Here is a 21341-nt window from a genome sequence, read left to right on the forward strand (position 1 = left end):
CCCTTGCGGGCAAGGAGAGCAATGATGAAAACAAGGCGATGGTTAAGCGCGGCAGTGCTGGCCGCCAGCGGGCTTGCCGCAATGGGAGCCACGCAGGCGCTGGCCCAGAATGCGCAGTCTAAGCCCCAGGCCGAGGCTCCGGGAAAGAGACCCAATATCCTCGTGATCTTTGGTGATGATGTCGGTCAAACCAATGTCAGCGCCTACGGCAAAGGCGTCGTTGGATACACGACGCCAAACATTGATCGCATTGCCAAAGAAGGAACGATGTTCACGGACTACTACGCCGAGAACAGCTGCACGGCGGGACGATCGACCTTCATCACCGGTCAAGTACCGCGCCGCACCGGGCTGTCGAAAGTCGGGATGCCAGGCGTAGAGGTTGGCTTGCAGGACCGCGACATCACTATTGCCCAGGCGTTGAAATCGCACGGATACAACACGGCGCAGTTTGGCAAGAATCACTTGGGAGACCGTGACGAGTACTTGCCCACCAAACATGGATTCGATGTCTTCTTTGGAAACCTATATCACTTGAATGCGGAGGAAGAACCTGAGCGACCGTACTGGCCCACAGATTCCGCCGGGATTTCGGCCCCTAAACCACGTGGCGTCATCAAAGCTTCTGCGGATGGCAAGATCGAAGATACCGGTGCTTTGACAGCCAAACGAATGGAAACGATCGACGACGAAACCGTCGGTGCAGCGTTGGACTATCTGGACAAACATGGCAAGGACGACAAGCCGTTCTTCTTGTGGATGAACACTACCCGCATGCACATGTATACCCATATCCGTCCTGAGCATCAGGGCAAGAGCGGCATGCCCGGCAACGCGTACGCGGATGGCATGTGGGAGCATGACCAGGATGTCGGCAAACTGCTGAAGAAGCTGGACGATCTGGGTATTGCCGACAACACCATCGTGCTCTACACGACAGACAACGGCCCCAACCAGTTCAGTTGGCCTGATGCCGCCACCACGCCGTTCCGCAACGAGAAGAACTCGAACTGGGAAGGCGCTTTCCGTGTGCCGGCCATGATACGTTGGCCGGGCCATATTCCTGCCGGAGAGATCAAGACAGGCATCGTATCAGGGCTGGACTGGTTCCCGACCTTGCTGGCCGCGGCGGGCGACACCGACGTCAAGGCCAGACTGCTCAAGGGTTGGACGCCGCAAGGGGCCAACAGAAGCTACAAGGTCCACCTGGATGGCTACAACCAGCTGGATTACCTTACCGGCAAAAGCAAGGACAGTGCACGGGAGGATTTCTATTATTTCAACGATGACGGCTTGCTGGTGGCCATGCGATACCGCAACTGGAAAGCGGTCTTCTGCGAACAGCAATCGCCGGGCGGGTTCGCCGTGTGGAAAGACCCGTTCGTATGTCTGCGTGTGCCCAAACTGTTCAACCTGCGTATGGACCCGTACGAACGCGCCGACGTCGTTTCCGATCAGTACTATGACTGGGTCGTAAAGAACGATTATCTCGTGCTGATGGCCTCGATGAAGGCCGCGGAGTTCCTGCAGACCTTCATTGACTGGCCTCCCAGCCAGCGCCCGGCGTCTTTCAGCGTCGACCAGGTGCAGGCCGAAGTCGATCGCAAAATCGAGCAGTATTTCGAGGACCAGGCCAAAAAGCAGGGCAAGTAGGCAGGCTGAAGGCGGGCGAGACGCCGATCTCGCCCGCCGGCCGGAGTTTCCTGGAGTCGTTTGATGAGTAGCCCGAATATGAGTCTGAGCACGCGTGTGCCGGTGCATGTTCCCGACGCAAGCGAACGGTCATTGGGGCTTATCGCGCCATCCGTGCTGTTGGCGCTGTCGGGCGCGGCGGCATTAGTCTTTCAGATCATATGGATCAAGCAGCTGTCATTGATCGTGGGTGTAGAGGTACACGCCATTGCGATGGCCGTCAGCGCATTCTTTCTTGGCCTGGCCCTGGGCGGCTGGTGGCTGGGGCGCAAGGCAGACCGCGCACGGCGGCCGTTGCGGCTATACGCGCAAATAGAAGCCGGCATCGCGATCGTGGCCCTTTTCGTGACCCAGGTATTGGCGCATGGTGCCTGGGTATTCGCGCGTGGCGAACTGCATAGCCCGTTGCTGGCCTGGCTGGCAGTGTTCGTTGTGATAGGAGCTGCGCCATTCCTGATGGGCGGCACGTTGCCGATACTGCTGCGGGCCGCCGGGGCGGGCCGCGTCGGACGGGCCGGCGCGGCCCTGTATGCGGCCAACACTGCCGGAGCAGTCGCCGGTGCGCTATTGCCGGCGTTTGTGCTGATTCCTGCGTTGGGTGTGCAGGCAAGCGCATCGGTGGCGGCCAGCCTGAACCTCGCCGCCGCGCTGGGCGCCTGGATGCTGGACCGGCGCCACCGGGCCTTCGGGGTCGGGCCGGTACCGGCAGATGCCGGCGAGTCCTGCCCGCTACCTGCCAGGACATGGTTGGCGATAGGGCTGTACACAGCAGCCGGCGCCGTTGCGCTGGGCTACGAGGTGTTGTGGTCGCAAATGATCGTGCCGTTCATGAGCACGCGCGCCTTTGCGTTCTCTATTGTGCTGGCCGTTTACCTGGCCGGCCTGGCGATCGGTTCGGCGCTATATGCGCGCTGGGAGCACCGGCTGGGCGATCCCTGGCGTGTCTTCGGTCTGTTGATTGCATGCGCGGGCGTGTTCGCGCTGCTGGAAGCAGCCGTGCTGGGGCGCTGGTTGGTCAGCGCCCAGAGTCTGGCCGAAGCGGCTGTGCGCAGTTGGACGAATAATGGCCTGGCCGGCATGAGCGCGCGTTTCACGATTGCGGCCGGCAGCATCGTCTTGCTACCCACGCTGCTTCTGGGCGCTGCGTTCCCGGCGGTGTTGCGCATTGCCGTGCCTCCGGAGCGGCGGGGACAGGGGGCCGGGGCAGTGCTGGCCAGCAATACTCTCGGCGGCATCGTCGGCACGGCAATCACTGCATTCGTGCTGCTTCCCTACCTGGGTACCGTACGCAGTCTGGTCCTGCTGGCGTTGATCGCCTGCGGGGTGGGCAGCATCGCCGTCTGGCAGGCGCGGCCCGCCGCACCGATGGGGCGCGTGCTGACAATAGCCCTGGGCGGCGCGGTGTTGATTATCGGCTGGGCGCTGCCGGTCGATCATCTTGCGCGCTTGCTGCCAGGCGCGCAGGGCGGCAACCTGCTGTTCTACGAAGAGAACCATGGCGGCACCGTGGCTGTGGTGGAAAGCGGTCGGGGCGACCATCGCTTTCGCCGCCTTTACATCCAGGGAGTATCGAATTCGGGCGACGCGATGCCGTCATTGCGCTATATGCGGCTGCAGGCCTTGCTGCCGCTTATCGTGCATGCCGGAGAACCGCGTTCGGCGCTGGTAATTGGCTATGGAACCGGCATTACGGCAGGTGCTTTGTCGCGTTATCCCGGGCTGGAGCGCCGCGTCGTGGCGGAACTTCTGCCGGGCGTATTGCACGCCGCGGCCTTGTTCAAAGGCACTTATGGCGCCTTGCAGGATCCCGGGCTGGACGTGCGCCTGCGCGACGGCCGGCGCGAACTGCTGGCCAGCGATGAGCGCTACGATCTCATCACGCTCGAGCCGCCGCCTCCTTCCGCCGCTGGCGTGGTCAATCTGTATTCCCGCGATTTCTATGCCCTGGCGGCCACACGCCTGAACGCTCATGGCATCGTGGCCCAGTGGCTGCCACTACCGACCCAGAACCTGGACGATACCAGGGCGCTGGTCGCCAGCTTCATCGCCGTTTTTCCACATGCTTCGCTGTGGACCACCGAACTGCACGAAATGTTGATGGTGGGCTCGCGGGATCCGCTGCCGCTGAATGCCGCCAGCATCGGCGGGCGGTATGCGCAACCTACCGTGCGTGCAGCCCTGGCAGAGGTTGGGATCGCATCACCGGCGGCCCTGCTCGCGACTTGGGTCACCGACCGCGGCGGCCTGGCACGCTTTGCCGGCGAGACGCGGGCCGTCACCGACGACTTTCCGGCAATCGAATACGCCAGCTGGGTGCGTCCTCGCGAAGTGGCACGTACTTTACCCGAATTGCTGGCTTTGCGCGGCGATCCGCCAGTGCAGGGAGGCGACGCGGCTTTATTGGCCGATATCGCACGTGAGCGCGCCCGGCTCGATCTGTTCTACCGCAGCGCCTTGGCGGCCTACCGGGGGGATCGCGAGGGCTGGGCGCGCGATGCGGCCGCGCTGGCCCAGGCGGGGCAGGGCAACGCTTATCTACGCTGGTTCATCGGCAGCCAGGGCGAGTAAGGAGCGGGATATGGACTATTCCTTTGTTCTCGTTGGGCTGGCGGCACTGTTCTTTCTTTTATTGTTTGCCGCCATCCAGGTCGGGCGCAGCCTGGGGAAACGGCGCCGTGCGGATGAGAACGAATCCGCGGGGACCGGAGCGGCTGCCATCGAAGCGTCGGTTTTTGCCTTGCTGGGCTTGCTGGTTGCTTTCACCTTTTCAGGGGCGGCGCAGCGCATGGCTGAGCGACGCAACCTGCTGGTGCAGGAAGTCAATGCCATCGGAACGGCGTGGTTGCGCATCGACATGATCAATGCCGCCGATCAGCCTCTGTTGCGAAAACAGTTTCGCCGTTATGTGGACGAGCGCATCAATTACTACCGGCACGTGGCCGATCTGGACCGGCGCGGCGAGATCGCGAATACGGTGGCGAAAATCCAGAACGAGATCTGGGCGTCCTCGATGCAGGCGGCTGCGCGCAGTGTGCCGCCATTTGCGGCCTCATATGCCAACGCTGTCAACGAGATGTTCGATGTGGCTTCAGCCCTGACAGTGGCGCAGAAGGTACATCCGCCGGTCGTGACCTATCTGTTCCTTGGTTTCCTGGCACTGGTGTGCGGCTGCTTCGTCGGCATGAACCTCGCGAACACCAGGCAGGGCAGTCTGTTCCATCAGGCGCTCTACGCGCTGGTCATGACGGCCGCACTGTACATCATTATCGATTTCGAGTTTCCACGGATCGGGACGATCCGTATCGACCAAAGCGACGCGCTGCTGATATCCCAGCGCAACGCCATGGTGGATCCAGCCCCTGAAACCAGATAGCCACGGTACGGAATATTCAGTGGTGCATGGGTGTCTCATGTTTTGTATTGCGAGGGTGGTATGTCGGGCCGGCATGCAATCGCAGAAAGAACAGCAAAGCGGGTTTCTGGCTGGCTGATCGCCCTGCTGGCCACAGCATCTGCAACAGCGGCATTTGGGCAATCCGGCATCCGCCTGTCTCACGACGATCTGCAAAAGCGGGCAAATGGGGTGCTGGCATTGATGTCGCTTTCCATCGTTCCCGACATTACGACGAGTTCACTGTCCCTGGGCAGCGGCGGGGCAGGAACAGAGGGGTCGAGCGATTTCTTCATGACCCAGCTTGGTGGCGGAGACACCATTTCCGACAGCGTGCCTATTTACCTGGAAGGAGTGCTGGCTTACAGCCGCTACGATCCGACTTTCATTGCGACACAAGGCGCGCAACAGCGTAGCGTGCCGACCAAGTGGAACAGTTTGTCCGCCACAGGCGGCATCGGCTGGGATTTCAAACTGACCGACGAATTGAAACTGCGCCCCATTTTCAATTTCGCCCTGGGCAACGTCACCAGCGATTTGCGCGGCGCCAGTTGGTATGTCGGCCGGAAAACCGGGCGGGATGTGGAGTTCCTGGACAGAGGCTCGCTAAATGCCTATGGCCTCGGCGGATCGTTGATGCTGGATTGGGAGCACTATCGCCCGGGCTACGAAGTAGATGTGGAGCTGCGGTATTCCGACATCCGGCTTCAAAGTTTCGACAGTTCGGCTGCTGTAAAAGGCGAGGCGTCGGCGCGATCAGCCAATCTGTGGGCCCGCTACCGGGCCCCTACGGGAATCACATTGTTGCAACGGCCGTTGCGCTATGTGCTGGAGCTTACACATTCCGAGTTCCTGGGCGACCAGCGTGGCGTGCTGGGGTTCGATAGGTTGACATCGATAGGCGCAGGGCTGGAACTGGACTCCAGCGCCTATAACGTCGTCGTCACCCGTACCCGGCTGGTAGGCCGCTATGTATTCGGAACCAATGTTTCAGGTTTTTCAGTGGGATTGGCGGTGAGTTTCTGACCAACGTCAGCAGACTGAGCATGGCAACTGCGCTGCGAATTTATGTCGTGCAGGCTCATCAGGATAGAGGTGTTACATGAGATCGGAGCAATCTGAGGACATCGATTCCGGATCATTCTCGCTGGTACGCAATGACCCGTTCTATCGCCTGCAGCGCCGTCTGGGGCTGATACCGGCCAATGGAGGCGGATTTGTACGGCGCGCCTTGTTTTACGCGTTGGTGGCGTGGCTGCCTCTGGTCATTGCGTCGTGGCTGGCGGGTACCGTAGTGCAATCGGCGGGAATCGCCGAGCCGCTGCTCGGCCACATCGGCATCCACGTGCGCTGCCTGGTCGCCATTCCCGTGCTGGTCCTGGCAGAAGGCGTGGCACAGCAGACTATTCCCCTGTTCATGCGCGAATTCCGCCGCACAGGCCTGATCGGAGATGCCCAGAAGCCGCAATTCGAGCAGGTTATTGCCGGCGTATTGCGGTTACGCAACCGGGCCTTGCCATGGGTCGTCATCGTTGGCGTAGTCCTGGCTTGGACGGCGGCCTTCCTGCTGGCGCCCAATCCCGACGAGATCCAATGGGCCGGCGCTGACAGCCGCAGCCTGGCGTTCGGCGCGTGGTGGTTCCTGCTTGTCACGCGCCCGATATTCTCGGTGCTGCTGCTGGCCTGGATATGGCGCCTGATACTGCTGGGCATCCTGTTGCTCCGGATCGCGCGCCTGCCTCTGCAACTGGTGGTCATGCATCCCGACCGTGTCGGCGGGCTCGGCTTCCTGGATCGCGTGCCGCTGGTCTACAGCCCTTTCATTTTTTCGGTATCGGCGGTTATGGCCGGGGCATGGAGCCACAGTGTTTTCTACCATGAGGTGCCGGTGCCTTCGCTGTACGTCCAGATGGCCACGCTGCTGGCGGTGTTGGCCGCAATGGGACTGGCTCCCATGCTGGTGTTTTCTCCCATGCTGCTGCGGGCCAAGAAAAGGGCGCTGCTTGATTATGGCGTTCTGCTTGCGCAGCATGGCCGGGCAGTCGACGCCCGCTGGATCGCCAGGCAAAGCATCCCGGATACTCCGCTGCTGGATGCTCCTGAATTGGGGCCGGTGGCCGACATCCAGGCGATGTACCAATCCGTGGCCGCGATGCGGGTGGCCATCATCAGCAAATCGGTGTTGATCAAAATCGTCTTGCCTGCCGCACTGCCTTTGCTGGCGCTGGTGGCCACGCAGTGGCCGCTCAAGAGCACCTTGTCCAAATTGCTGTTCACGCTACTGTAATCAAAGGAGGCACATTCGATGCGAATGAGGGTTCGCAACACCATTCCGCTCAGGCGGAATCTTGCGGTGTGATTCGCTTTCCCGACAGGAGAGTTATATGAAATGGCTTCTAAGGTACTGCATGGCATTGGCTATGCTTCTTTGTTTAAGCCCGCCCAGCCATGGCCAGACCAAGCTGAGCAACGAGCGGCTGGACCAGTTGCTGGCGCCGGTTGCGCTTTATCCGGATGCGCTGCTGTCGCAGGTGCTGATGGCGTCGACCTATCCCGACGACGTCGCGGCGGCGGCGCAATGGTCCAAGCAGCACACCGACCTCAGCGGTGACGCGGCGGTGAAGGCCGTGCAGAACCAGCCCTGGGATCCCAGCGTGCTGTCGCTGGCGGGGTTTCCTTCGGTGCTGGACATGATGGGCCGCCAACCCGATTGGACTCGCTCGGTGGGCGACGCATTTCTGGATCAGCCGAATGACGTAATGGATTCGGTGCAGCGATTGAGACTGCAGGCCCAGAACGCGGGAAATCTGGCCAGCAACGCGCAGCAGACGGTAACGACGTCAACCCAGAGCGGTGCGACGGTGGTCAGCATCGAGCCCGCTACGCCCAGCGTGGTGTACGTGCCGACGTACAACCCTGCTACGGTCTATGGCACATGGCCTTATCCCGCTTATCCGCCTGCCTATTATCCTCCGCCGCCCGGCTCGGTCTTTGCGTCGGCCTTGGTAAGCGGGCTGGCATTCGGCACGGGCATCGCGATCGCCGACTCGCTATGGGGCGGCTTCGACTGGGACGATCACGACGTGGACATAGACGTCAATCGCTACAACAACATCAACGTCAACAAGAAACTGGATGCGAGCCGGACCAACGTACAGTGGAGTCACGACCCATCCAGGCGAGGGAGTACCCCTTACCGCAGCGCGGACACGCGCCAGCGCTTCGACGATCAGCGCGTCAGCGCGCAGCGAAGCCAGGCAGGTCGGGCGGCCGGCCGGCCCACATCCAGGCCGGTGACAGACCAGCAGGCCCGTCGTGACCATGCACAAGAGGTCATGCGGCAACGCGGCGGGGCGAGCCCGGCCGCACGGAGTGCGGGCGGGCAGGCGAATCGGGCCGGCGCGCGCGCGAATGGCAGCCGCGCGCACGCAGGCAGCGCCAATCGCCACCGCGGCGATGCGCAGGCGGCGGCCATTGCGCGGTCGCGGGACAACAATCGTGACAATGCACTGCGCGGCGTCAACGGCCCGGCGCATACGCGCAACGGGACACGCTCGCATGCCGGGCAGGCCCGGCCGGCAATACAGCACGAAAATCGGCGCATGTCGGCGCCGTCACGCCCGCAGAGTGGCGGCATGCATGGTGCGGGACAACACGGACGGGGGCACGGAAGACGATGAAACGAATCAGACAATCATGGATTCGCGGCGGCGCGCTGGGCTTGATTGCCGCCGGTATCCTTTGCACCGCGGGCCAGGCGTGGGCCCAGGCGGCGTATCCCAGCGCGGACGCGGCTGCCGAGGCGTTCGTGTCTGCTGTTGCCACGGGCGATGACGACAAACTCGAGCATGTCCTGGGCGCCGATTTCCGGCGCTATGTCCCGTCGGACGCCATATCGCGCGACGATGTCTACGCATTCCTGGCTGCCTGGTTCAAGCATCATGAAATTGCGGCCACGGGGCCGGCCTCGGCGGCGTTCATCGTTGGCGAGCATGGCTGGTCTTTCCCCGCGCCTATCGTAAAGAACGCGCGAGGATGGCATTTCGATGTGCGCGCGGGGGCTCGGGAAATGCAGCAAAGGCGTATCGGCCGCAATGAGAGCGCCGCCATGGAAACCCTGAAAATATTGTGCAAAGCGCAGCAGCAGTACCGGGCATCAGTGGGAAAAGGCATACCGGCACAGCGGATCGTCAGCCGCGACGGCCGGTACGACGGGCTGTATTGGCCGCCAGACAGTCAGGCGCCCGCATCGAGCCCGCTGTCGGATGACGCCCTGGTGATGGGCAGCGATGTACCGGTGGATGCCGCTTTGCATGGGTATCGGTACACCGTCTTGCGGCCGACCGATCAAACAGGATGTGCATTTGCTGCCTGGCCCGCCGCATATGGGGTATCGGGTAAATACAGCTTTGCCATTGGCCCGGCAGGCGAGGTGGTCGAGCGCGATTATGGCAGGCAGTCCAGGGCTGCCGACTATGCTCAAGTCGGGCCGGGCATGGACAGCGGATGGGGCAAGGCCCTGCCTTGACGTAATTGTTAAAACGATATGGCGAAGATTCGTAAGAATTTCGCTTTTTGGATAGCGTCGCTTTCCGGTTCGAGATACCTTAATCTCAAGGAGGGCGGCGCAATCCATGGCAACCGTTAGAAGCAATACGATGCGGTGCATATATGTTTTGCCAAACGTTTCATTATTTGTTTGTTAGTTGCCGTTTTTTGTGTCCTTTCTGTTTGTTTTTCGCTTGAGATTATCTGCTCCATCGAAATTGAACATCAGAAAATGCAGCAGCGGCCCCCACCGCTGACACATATTCTGCCTGCTGTGCATCACCAACGCGAGGTGCGGTATGCGGCAAGAAGATTTACTGCGGCGTTCATTCCATCGGCCCCGACCGCCATCGGTTGATCGACTCTTTCGTCGGCTTATTGACGCGGGTGTTTACCTACATCGACGAGCCTGACGCGACTCTGCCTGGCTCGAGCCAGGCGGGGAGCAGCAGTGCAATGGCCGCGGACTCTGCGGCCGTGTACCACAGCGAGTTGTGGCTCTCCAGCTAACGCATAGCCGCTGCGTGGAGAGCAAGCCGGGAGGCACGCATCATGAAGACTTGCCCTGGATTTCGGCCGATTTCCCGCACGTTGGCGCTTGAGCCCCGGCTTTTGTATGACGCCGCCGCGGCGGTCGCAGCAGACCGCCAACAGGCGGACTCGCAGCCCGATCACGGCGAGGTTGGCGCTTCGCATGATGGCCAGCCGCCGGCCGGCAAGGCGTTGCTGGTGATCGATGGCAGGCTGGCCGGCGCCCAGGCCCTGGCCGACAGCGCTACGCCCGGCACGCAGGTGCTGGTGGTAGCCCCTGCGCAGGATGGCGTCGCGGCGGTGCGCAAGGCGCTTGAGGCGCTGGGCCAGGTCGATTCCGTGCAGATTATCAGCCATGGTGCGCCCGGCCAGCTTACGCTGGGCAGCAGCGTGCTTACCGCGCAATCCGCCGATACGCTGCGCACGGCCGGCTGGGAAGCCCATCTCAGCAAGGACGCGGATATTCTGCTCTATGGCTGTGGCACGGCAAGCTCGGAAAGCGGCGAGGCGCTGCTGAGCGCCCTGGCGCAGTCCACCGGCGCCGATGTGGCCGCGTCCAGCAACGATACCGGCAGCGAACAGGCGGGCGGCGACTGGACGCTGGAAGTGCGCACCGGTTCGATCGAAAGCCAGCTGCATATTGCAGCCGGCGCGCTGGCGCAGTTCGACGGCCTGCTGGCCAACGCGGCGCCCACTCTGACCCTGGATGGCAGTTCGGCCGACATTCTGCTGGGCAGCGACGCCACCATACACGCCACGGTCACGAATCCTTCCAGCCAGGAAGGCTACGCCCCGTTCATCGACGTGCTGCTGCCGGCTACCGGCTACGACGGCGATGATGGCGTCAGTTTCGTGTCCGCCAGCACCATGGGTATCACGCTGAAAAGCCATACGGTGACCTTTGGCGCGGACGGAACCGCCGAGCATCCGGTTGCGCGCGACCAGAACGGCGACCCCGTGGTGCTGCAAGCCTCGGATTATGGATATAAGCCGGGTGACCAGTTGGTGGTGCTGGAGCTGCCATATGCCGGCTTCGGGCAGGAGCAGCCCCAGATCGACGTGGATATCGTGGTGCGCATGAGCCCGCTGGCGGATGTGAACCAGGATCACAATATCAGGCTGCGGGCCGGCTTCCAGTATGGCAACGATCCGCTGGACAATCCGCAGCAGGACCCCTCGCTGGTCGAGGCGCAGTGGGACGTTTATGCGCTGCGTTCGACGCCCCTGGACATTACCCAGTCGCTGGATATGGTGGAAGGCGAGACAACCACTGGCGAAAATTACCCGCACACGCTGACCGTCACGGCAACGCCTGCGCCCGGGCAGACACTGCAGAACGTCGTGGTCACGCAGCAATTGCCCGACAGCATCCGCGTGCTCAGTATCACGCCCGCCGGCGGCGGCGTGGTCACCCGCCTTACGCTGGCCGACGGCCGGGTGCTGGAAGACCCCGCCGCTATCAGCGCGGCGCTGGCGCTGAAGCCTTATGTCGACTCGTACGAAGTCAGCTATGACGCGTTGAGCGCGCCGAGCGACACGCAGGTACAGTTCTTCGTTGCCGAGCAGACGGCCGCCGGCGAAAACGTGCTGGATCCCGGCACGGGATCGCCGCGCCAGATCCAGATTGCGCGTGCGCTGGCGACGGGGGCCTGGGATCCCCTGGATCCGCGCGATGTGCCGGAACATCTGCCATGGGTACCGGTCATCGGACGGGGAGATGACGTGGATTTCGTAGCCAAGTCAGTCACGTTGCACAAGAGCGCGTCCCTGGACACCGACAATGGCACGGCCGGGTTGTCTCCTGGCGATACGCTGCAATACCGCTACGACGTCACGCTTTCGGATTATTTCGCCATCGGCAAATCCGTGCTGGGGCAGGGCAGCCTCACGGTCACCGACATGCTGGGCGACGGCTTGAGTTTCAATGGCACGCCGGTGATGACCTTTACCCAGGACGGGCAGCAGTATACGGTGGCGCTGGTCTATACCCTGGGCGACAAGACCGCCGACGGCACGCAAGTCGTCTTCGACCTGGCCGCAACGATCGAGCAGGCCGGGCTGAGCATGCTGGCACTGGTCGGCGATCTGGCCAGCGACGGCACGCGCCAGTCGGCCACCACCGCCACCATCGAGTATCTGGCGCAGGTCGACCAGGCCTATCAGGGCGACTATGGCCAGGCAGAGATCAACGAAGGCGACGTGCTCAGCAACAGCGCGCTGCTCGCGGGCACCATTGTGCAAAGCCGTCTGAATGTCGGCGCACTTCAGTCAGACGGCTCCGAATTCTCGATGACCGTGCCCACCGGGAATGTCGACATCGGCGTCTTTCAGGTCAACGGAAGCACCGTGCCGGCCAACTATGAGCTGCGGCCCGGCGACATCGTTACCTTCGCGCTGCGCTACGATTTGCAGACAGGTGATTACGAGAATCTCAAACTGACGGCCTACCTGCCCAGCCCCGTATTTCAGCCGGATGGCGAGTGGTCGATGGGGGTGGGCGACCATCGCTGGTCGTACGGGCCGGGCGATACGCATCCGGGCAGCCTGCAAAGCGTCACGCCAGGGGCTGGCGGCGCGCTGGTATTCGACTTCGGCGATTACGCAACGCAGGCCGATCCCAGCGGCCAGGCGCGCATCGAAGTCTTGTTCACGATGCGCGTCAGCGACCAGCCTTTCGCCGACCAGCGCTCCATCACGGTGCTCGGCCAATCCTCGCAGCAGACCACGATTGCCCACGATCCGATGGTGGACACCGACAATGTGCTGATCCAGTCCGTCGCCGAGCCGGTGCTGTCCATCGGGCATGGCGTAGTGTCTTCCAGCGGCGGCACGGTCAGCGGAGCCACTGGCGACTGGACGGCGGCCGGCAGCACCGGAGCGGGCTTCAACGGCACCATTACCGACCTGAGCGCGCTGGAAGGGGCTGTTTCGGGTATGGACGCCGGCGACATCATCCGGCTGGCCACGGGCATCGAGAACCTGGGCGGCGGCGGCGCTTACGATGCCGTCGTGGACTTGCAGATTCCGGCTGGCGTGGCGCTGCTGGGCGGCACGCTGGACAGCGCCAACCTGCGTGTGGCGCGCGGCGACGGCACACTGTTGGTGCAGGGGCGCGACTACAGCATTTCAGGCAATACCATCACCTTCCTGGACGCCGACGGCCAGCCGTCGCTGCTGGCAGGACGCGCGGGCTCGGCCAACGACGCCAGCGGCGCGAACATGGTGGTGATTACCTACGATGTGGAGGCTGACAGCGCACTGGCAGCCTCCAGTACGCTGCAGACGGCGGCAGTGCTGAGCCACTATGCCAGTGTCGAAGGCGGCGCCGATTTCACGCCGGTAGACCTTTCCGATACCGCGGACGCCCAGTCGGCCGCGCCGGTCGTCACGAAGGGCTTCGCCGACGGCAGCCTGAGCCCCGACGATTCCAGCGCCAGCCATACCAGCGGCAGCAGCCTGGTCATCGGCGAGCGCATGCTATATGACATTGTGGTGACCCTGCCAGAGGGCACCACCCAGAACCTGCGCCTGAATGACCTGATTCCCGATGGCTTTGCGCTGGACACCGGTTTTGGCCTGGGCGGCTATGAGCTGATTACTCAGATGGCGCAAAGCGGCGCATTGAGCGCGGATTTTGCCGGCACGGTCAGCGTGCAGGGCCTGGCAGGAATGGGCGGCGACGCGGGAACCAATGGCACCGATGTGAGGCTGACGTTCAACGCCAGCAGTGCCGCCGCCAACAATGGCCAGGCCGACAACCAGTTCGTCATCCGCCTGGGGCTGGTCGCCGCCAATGTGGCCACCAATCAGGCGGGCACTGTACTGACCAACGACGCATCGCTGGTCTATAGCGATCCTGACGGCGACAGCCCCAATGGCAGCACTGCGCTGGATCGCACGGTCGGTGCCAGCGGCGGGCTGCCGTCGGTGGCGATCGTCGAGCCGACGCTGTCGGTATCGCATACTTCGGTGAATGATGGCTCGCCGGTCGGCGTAGACCGGGGCGATACGATCACCTACACCATTACGGTCGGCAACGGCACGGCAGCCAGCGATGTCGACGCATTCGACGTGCGCCTGGCGGATGTATTGCCTACGGAACTCGGCGAGGCCGAGATCATCGGCGTAACGCTGTATGGCGGGGTAACACTGACCGGCGGCGATTTTGTCATCGACAACGGTGTGCTGCAGCTGGATCCGGACGCCAAGCTGGATATTCCCAAGGGCGGCAGCCTGGTGCTGCAGTTCCGCGGAGTGCTGAACGACAGCACAGGCACCAGCGGCAAGGTGGACAACCAGGTAACGGTGGCGTGGTCCAGCCTGGGCGGCGCCGCTACCGGCGAGCGTACCGGCGCGGACGGCGCGCTGAATTCCGGAGCCTTGAACGACTACCGGCTGGTCAGCGTGCATAGCGACAATGTGGCGGCATCGGGCACGATCAGCCATGTGGGCGGCCTGGCCGACACCGCCAACGGCAGCCCGACCACCGCGGATGCGCAAGATGTCGCGGTAGGCGAGATCATTCATTACCGCGTCGCCCTGCTGGTTCCGGAAGGCACACAGCCGGATGCGGCGATTCGCGTGCTGCTGCCCTCCGGGCTGACATTTATGAACGATGGGTCCGCCACGCTGGGATACCTGGCCAACGCGCTGGCCGACGGATCGGCCGGGCTGTGGACGGACCGCACCGACTTGATTGTGGGCGGCACTCCGAATATCGACGGCGGCGTGACCGACCAGGCCAGCACCTTGCTGGCGCCCGACCTGTCCGGCGTGCGCGCCGAAGGGGTGCTTAATACCCAGGCCATCGATACCAGCGATCCGCAGGCGGTTTTCCTGCAGCTGGGCAACCTGGTCAACGCGAACCAGGACTCGGATTTCGAAGGGCTGTACTTCGAATTCAACGTACGTGTCGACAACGCCGCCGGCGTAGCCGCGGGCAGCCAGCTGGCGGTGCGCTCGGAGTTTCTCAGCGGCGGCGAGGTGCGATTCGGCACGGACACCATCGTGGAACGGGTCGTCGAGCCTCGGATCGACAATATCGACAAGCACGTCGATACGTTCGATCCCGGCACGGGCACGGCGTTCGGCGCAGCGGGATATTCCGTCAGTTTCTCCAATACCGGCACGGCGGCCGCCTACAACGTCGTCCTGACCGATACATTGCCGGCGGGCGGACAGGGCCTGACGGTGGTTGGGCTGACCATCGACGGCGTCGCTTACGCGCCCGGCGAATATCCGGACGGGGTGTCCGTGGTGGCCAGCGGCGACACCGTTACGGTTTCCCTGGACAAGCTCGCGGCAGGCGCTTCGGTCGGCTTGGCCTATAGCGCCGAATTGCCCAATAGCACGCTGCTCGCGGATACCTCGGCCACGGTGACCTATACCAGCCTGCCCGACGACTTCCAAAGCTATGCCGGCACCGACGTCGGCGCCGCCGGCACGGTGGGCGGCGAACGCACCGGCGATGGCAGCGGCCCCAATCTGTACCGCGACAGCGATGCCGCCGGCGTGAGCCTGATGGCGGGCACCCTGTGGAACGATACCGACAGCGCCGACGGCTCTGTTGTGCCTGACGGACCGAGCCTGGAGGGGCAGTCCGTTACGCTGACCTGGGCGGGCGCGGATAACGACTTGTCTACCGCGGCCGATAACCGTAGCTGGACGACCACGACCGATGCCAGTGGCTATTACTACTTTGGCGTGCTGGGCGGCGGAACCTTCCGTATCGATGCGCCGCCCACCATTACGCTGGCTGCCCCGACCGGGGTCATCAATGCCCGCATCGATAGCGACGGCGCTTCGGCGCTGGGCGAGGTCGTTGCCCAGTTCGGCGATCTGGGCGCGGCTGCCGATGGCAGCGTGGGGTATGTGGAACGCAACGATGGGCCGGTCAATACCGTGCCGGCAGCGCAAAGCATGGATGAGGATACGCAGCTGGCGATCGACGGGCTGGCTATCCAGGACCCGGATGCCGGCACGGCGGACATGCTGGTCACCTTATCGGTAGAGCATGGCAGCCTGACGCTCACCCTGGGCGCCGCCGAAGTCGTGGCCGGGGCCCTGGGATCGAATTCCATGCAGTTGCGCGGCAGCCAGGCCGCCTTGAATGCGGCGCTGACAACCCTGACATACGCGTCCGATGCCAACTTCAATGGCGCCGATACGCTTACCATCACGACGGAAGACCAGGGCCAGCGAGGCGATGCCGACGGCGATGGCATTCCATTCGAAAGCGGCGACGACAATCTCGGCGATACCGACACCGTCTCGATTGCCATCCGGCCAGTCAACGATGTGCCGCAAGGCGTGGACGACGCCGCGCATGCCATCGAGGCGGGAGGCGTGGACAACGACATACCTGGCGTCGACCCGGCCGGCAACCTGCTGGACAACGATATCGACGTGGATATCCAGACCAACGGCGACGAGCTGTCTGTTACCCATGTCAGCTCCGATGTGGACGAGCTCACGCTGGATCCACTGGCCGCCGAGCAGGCGGTGGACGGCCGCTACGGGACGCTGTATATCAACAGCGCCGGCGGCTACCGGTACGAGGTCGACAATGCGGATCCGGCGATCCAGGCGCTGCTGGCCAGCAGCACACCGCTGCAGGAGACCTTCGCCTATACGCTGAAGGACACGGCGGACACGACGAGTTCGGCGCAGCTGGTCATTACGCTGAGCGGCGCCAACGATGCGCCGGCGGCACAGGATGACAGCGGGTCGGCCCAGGAGAAGGGAGGCATCGGCAATGCCAGTGGCGGCAGTCCCGCCCAGGGTAATGTGCTGGACAACGACAGCGATGTCGACGCCGGCGATACCCGCAGCGTCACGCAGGCCCGCGGCTACGACGGCAGCGGGCCCGGGCCGGCCCAGCCGATCGCCAGCGGCAGCACCTCTGCCAACGGCACGGCCATCGCGGGCCGATACGGCACCCTGACCCTCGGCGCCGACGGCAGCTATGTCTATGTGGTGGACGACGCCAATGCGGCCGTCCAGGCCCTGAATGACGGCGAAACACTGAGCGAGACCTTCGATTACGCAGTGACGGATGCCGGCGGCCTCAACGCGCTGGCATCGCTGGTCATCACCATAGACGGCAGCAACGACAATCCGGTTGCGGTGGATAACCTCGGCGAGGGATACACGGCAGCGGTGGACACTTCCACTAACACCGTGATCGGGGTGCCGCGCAACGCGCAGGGCAATGTCATTACCGACGCCTATCCGGACAGCGATCCGGCTGCGGTCGACAGCGACGTCGATAACGATATGTCGCAGTCCTCGGTCTACAGCATTGCCCCCGAAGGCGGCGGCGCGACCCTGGTGCCGCCGGGAGCGGGTGCCGATATCCTGGCTGCGTACGGCACGCTGCATATCAACAGCGATGGCACCTATGTCTACGAAATAGACAGCCTGAACCCAGCCCTTGTTGCCCTGGGCGCCGGAGAAAGTGTCCAGGAGCGTTTCGTCTATGCGCTGGAAGACGCGGCGGGCGCGCGGGCCGATGCCGTGCTGACGATCCAGATCTTCGGCGTGAGCGACCAGCCGGTGGCCAGCAATGTCGTGGGCGTGGCGCAGGAGCGCGGAGGGATTGGCAATGCCACGCCCGGCCGCACCGCCCAGGGCGATGTGACGGTGAATGACGTTGAACCGGACGGCGATGCGCTGACGGTAACCGGCGCGCGCGGCGGAGCTGAATCCGAGGGCGGGGCCTTGTTGCCGCTGGGCCAGCCCATACAGGGCATTTACGGCACATTGACGCTGTTGGCCGATGGCACCTATCAGTACGACCTGAACGAGAATGACGCCGACGTACAAGCGTTGCGCACCGAGCGGGATATGCTGGTGGATGTCTTTACCTACTCGGTGTCCGACAGTGGCGGCCTGAGCGACCAGGCGGAACTGCGCATCCGCATTCTGGGCCAGGACGACGCGCCCGAGGCGGGCGACGATAGCGGCACGGCGACGGAGGCTGGGGGCACGGACAATGCCGCCGGCGGCCAGCCGGCTATTGGCAATGTGCTGGCCAACGACCAGGATGTCGATTCGGCTGGCAACGGCGAGCAACTGGCGGTGGCGGGCGCCCGCGCGGGCGATGAATCGTCGGGCGCGGTGCCGGATTCGGCCGGGTCGATCATGGTGGTTAGCGGCAGCTATGGCACCCTGACGCTGCTGGCTGACGGCAGCTATGTGTACCGCGCAGACAACAGCAATCCCGCCGTGCAGGCACTGGCCAATGGCGATGTTCTGATCGATGACTTCAGCTACAAGGTGCGCGACGCAGCAGGGTTGACCGACACAGCGCTGCTGAGGATCACCATCCAGGGTGCCAATGATGCGCCGGTCGCGGCTCCGCAGGACCTGACGGCAGAGGAAAAGGGCGGTACCGGCAATGACAGCGGCGGGCTGGATCCAGCCGGCAACCTGTTGCCCGCCGCAGGCGCCGACCCCGATACAGGCGACACGCTGCATATTGCCGGCCTGCGCGCCGGGCAGCCGGACGACGGCTCGGCCATGCAGGACGCGGGCAGCACCATACAAGGGCTGTATGGCACGCTGCGCATCGACAGCGATGGCAGCTACGTCTACACCGTGGATAACGATCTGGCCGCCGTACAGGCGCTGCGCCAGCCTTCCGATACCCTGGTCGAATACTTCACTTTCCGGCTCAGTGACACTGCCGGCCTGGACAGCGACGGACTCGTCACCGTGACAATACGCGGCGCCGACGATGCCCCTGTCGCGCAAGCCGACAGCGGACAGGCGATAGAGGCCGGCGGCACGGATAACGCGGCCCCGGGCAGTCCGGCCGAGGGCAACGTGCTGGACAACGACAGCGACGTGGATGCGGGCGACCAGAGCGTGGTATCGGCCATCCAGAACCCGGACAGCACCGCCGGCATCGTGGGCGGCGAGGCTGTCGGCCAGTACGGCACGCTGATCCTGCAGGCCGACGGCTCGTACCGCTACGAGGTCGACGATACGCTGGCGGCGGTGCAGCAGCTGCGCGCGGGCGAGTCGCTGCAGGAAACCTATACCTACACCATCCAGGATCTGGCCGGGCTGACGCATACGGCCACGCTGACCATCACCATCGCCGGCAGCTACGACGCGCCGCAGGCGCAGGACGATACGGACGCGGCCACGCCGGCCACGGCGATCTCGCCGGCGGTCGATGCCACGGGCTCGGTGCTGGCCAACGATACCGATGTGGATGCGGGCGACACCCAGGCGGTCGACGGCATCCGGGCGGGTTCGGGCAGCGACGGATTCACGGAAATTGGCGATGGGGCCACGCAGCGTATCGATGGCCTGTACGGCTGGCTGGATATCGCCGCCGACGGCACCTATACCTACCATGCCGACGAAACCAATGCAGCGGTGGCAGCCTTGGCGGCCGGCGAGCAGCTGCAGGATGTCTTCACCTACCGCGTCATCGATGGCGGTGGACTGACGGACCAGGCCGAACTGCGAATCACCATCAATGGGGCCAACGATATCCCGACAGCCAACGATGATGCCGCCGATGCGGTCGAAGCCGGCGGGACAGGCAATGCCGACCCGGGTATCGACCCGGCCGGCAACGTGCTGGACAACGACAGCGATGTCGACAATGGCGACACGAAGACGGTAGTGGCCGTGGAGGTTTCGGGCGAGGCCGGCAGCGTGGGCGGCAACACCGTGGGACAGTACGGCACGTTGGTGCTGGCGGCCGATGGCAGCTATCAGTACCTGGTAGACAACGGCAACCCCCAGGTGCAGGCCCTGCGCACCGCCGGCGAGACCTTGACCGAGACCTTCACCTATACCATGCGTGACGCGGCTGGCGTCACCGCTCAGGCGCGCCTGTTGGTGACCATCGCGGGCAGCGACGACGCACCGGTGGCACAGGACGATACCGGCGCCGCCGTGGAAGCCGGCGGCACGGATAATGCGACCCCGGGCAGTCCGGCCGAGGGCAACGTACTGGACAACGACAGCGACGTGGATGCCGGCGACCAGAGCGTGGTGTCGGCCATCCAGAACCCGGACAGCACCGTCGGCATCGTGGGCGGCGAGGCTGTCGGCCAATACGGCACGCTGACGCTGCAGGCCGACGGCTCGTACCGCTACGAGGTCGACGATACGCTGGCAGCGGTGCAACAGCTGCGCGCGGGCCAGTCGCTGCAGGAAACCTATACCTACACCGTCCAGGATCTGGCCGGGCTGACGCATACGGCCACGCTGACCATCACCATCGCCGGCAGCTACGACGCGCCGCAGGCGCAGGACGATACGGACGCGGCCACGCCGGCCACGGCGATCTCGCCGGCGGTCGATGCCACGGGCTCGGTGCTGGCCAACGATACCGATGTGGATGCGGGCGACACCCAGGCGGTCGACGGCATCCGGGCGGGTTCGGGCAGCGACGGCTTTACCGAGATGGACAGCGATGGAACCCAACACATCGATGGCCTGTACGGCTGGCTGGATATCGCGGCTGATGGTACCTATACCTACCACGCCGACGAGACCAATGCAGCGGTCGCGGCGCTGGCCGTTGGCGAGCAGCTGCAAGACGTGTTCACCTACCGCGTCATCGATGGCGGCGGACTGACCGACCAGGCCGAACTGCGAATCACCATCAATGGGGCCAACGATATCCCGACAGCCAATGATGACAAAGCCGATGCGGTCGAGGCCGGCGGGACAAGCAACGCCGACCCAGGTTTCGACCCGGCGGGCAATGTGCTGGACAACGACAGCGATGTCGACAATGGCGACACGAAGACGGTGGTGGCCGTGGAGGTTTCGGGCGAGGCCGGCAGCGTGGGCGGCAACACCGTGGGACAGTACGGCACGCTGGTGCTGGCGGCCGATGGCAGCTATCAGTACCTGGTAGACAACGGCAACCCCCAGGTGCAGGCCCTGCGCACCGCCGGCGAGACCTTGACCGAGACCTTCACCTATACCATGCGTGACGCGGCTGGCGTCACCGCTCAGGCGCGCCTGTTGGTGATCATCGCGGGCAGCGACGACGCACCGGTGGCGCAGGACGACACGGGCGCCGCCGTGGAAGCCGGCGGCACGGATAATGCGACCCCGGGCAGTCCGGCCGAGGGCAACGTACTGGACAACGACAGCGACGTGGATGCCGGCGACCAGAGCGTGGTGTCGGCCATCCAGAACCCGG

General features: G+C 63.9%; 8 protein-coding genes. All 8 read left to right on the top strand.

What is annotated here, in order from left to right:
- Window positions 1-24: 24 nt before the first annotated feature.
- Window positions 25-1653 (top strand): arylsulfatase, encoded by a 1629-nt coding sequence (locus tag J2P76_RS18120; protein ID WP_207409257.1) that lies wholly within the window; start codon window positions 25-27, stop codon window positions 1651-1653.
- A 78-nt stretch (window positions 1654-1731) separates the two neighbouring features.
- Window positions 1732-4260 (top strand): fused MFS/spermidine synthase, encoded by a 2529-nt coding sequence (locus tag J2P76_RS18125; protein ID WP_207409053.1) that lies wholly within the window; start codon window positions 1732-1734, stop codon window positions 4258-4260.
- Between the two features lie 10 nt (window positions 4261-4270).
- The gene (locus J2P76_RS18130) at window positions 4271-5065 is read left to right on the top strand and encodes a hypothetical protein (RefSeq protein WP_207409054.1); all 795 of its coding nucleotides are present in this window, start codon (window positions 4271-4273) and stop codon (window positions 5063-5065) included.
- A 60-nt stretch (window positions 5066-5125) separates the two neighbouring features.
- Window positions 5126-6109, top strand: coding sequence for an autotransporter domain-containing protein (locus tag J2P76_RS18135; protein ID WP_207409055.1), 984 nt, complete (start codon window positions 5126-5128; stop codon window positions 6107-6109).
- Between the two features lie 76 nt (window positions 6110-6185).
- The gene (locus tag J2P76_RS18140; protein WP_207409056.1) at window positions 6186-7370 is read left to right on the top strand and encodes a hypothetical protein; all 1185 of its coding nucleotides are present in this window, start codon (window positions 6186-6188) and stop codon (window positions 7368-7370) included.
- Window positions 7371-7467: 97 nt separating this feature from the next.
- Window positions 7468-8763, top strand: a complete 1296-nt coding sequence (locus tag J2P76_RS18145; protein ID WP_207409057.1) for a DUF3300 domain-containing protein — start codon at window positions 7468-7470, stop codon at window positions 8761-8763.
- A complete protein-coding gene (locus tag J2P76_RS18150; protein WP_207409058.1) occupies window positions 8760-9611 on the top strand; it encodes a DUF2950 family protein in 852 nt (283 codons plus the stop codon). The genes J2P76_RS18145 and J2P76_RS18150 overlap by 4 nt, the downstream gene beginning before the upstream one ends.
- A 572-nt stretch (window positions 9612-10183) precedes the next feature.
- Window positions 10184-21341, top strand: an 11158-nt coding sequence (locus J2P76_RS18155) for a VCBS domain-containing protein (protein WP_207409059.1), incomplete at its 3' end; no start/stop codon positions are given.

The organism is Bordetella petrii (assembly GCF_017356245.1).
Lineage (GTDB): Bacteria > Pseudomonadota > Gammaproteobacteria > Burkholderiales > Burkholderiaceae_B > Bordetella_A > Bordetella_A petrii_D.

Bases quoted from the DNA above. Each gene is read 5' to 3' on its own strand.
- J2P76_RS18120 (WP_207409257.1), top strand. From the start codon at position 25: ATGAAAACAAGGCGATGGTTAAGCGCGGCAGTGCTGGCCGCCAGCGGG.
- J2P76_RS18125 (WP_207409053.1), top strand. From the start codon at position 1,732: ATGAGTCTGAGCACGCGTGTGCCGGTGCATGTTCCCGACGCAAGCGAA.
- J2P76_RS18130 (WP_207409054.1), top strand. From the start codon at position 4,271: ATGGACTATTCCTTTGTTCTCGTTGGGCTGGCGGCACTGTTCTTTCTT.
- J2P76_RS18135 (WP_207409055.1), top strand. From the start codon at position 5,126: ATGTCGGGCCGGCATGCAATCGCAGAAAGAACAGCAAAGCGGGTTTCT.
- J2P76_RS18140 (WP_207409056.1), top strand. From the start codon at position 6,186: ATGAGATCGGAGCAATCTGAGGACATCGATTCCGGATCATTCTCGCTG.
- J2P76_RS18145 (WP_207409057.1), top strand. From the start codon at position 7,468: ATGAAATGGCTTCTAAGGTACTGCATGGCATTGGCTATGCTTCTTTGT.
- J2P76_RS18150 (WP_207409058.1), top strand. From the start codon at position 8,760: ATGAAACGAATCAGACAATCATGGATTCGCGGCGGCGCGCTGGGCTTG.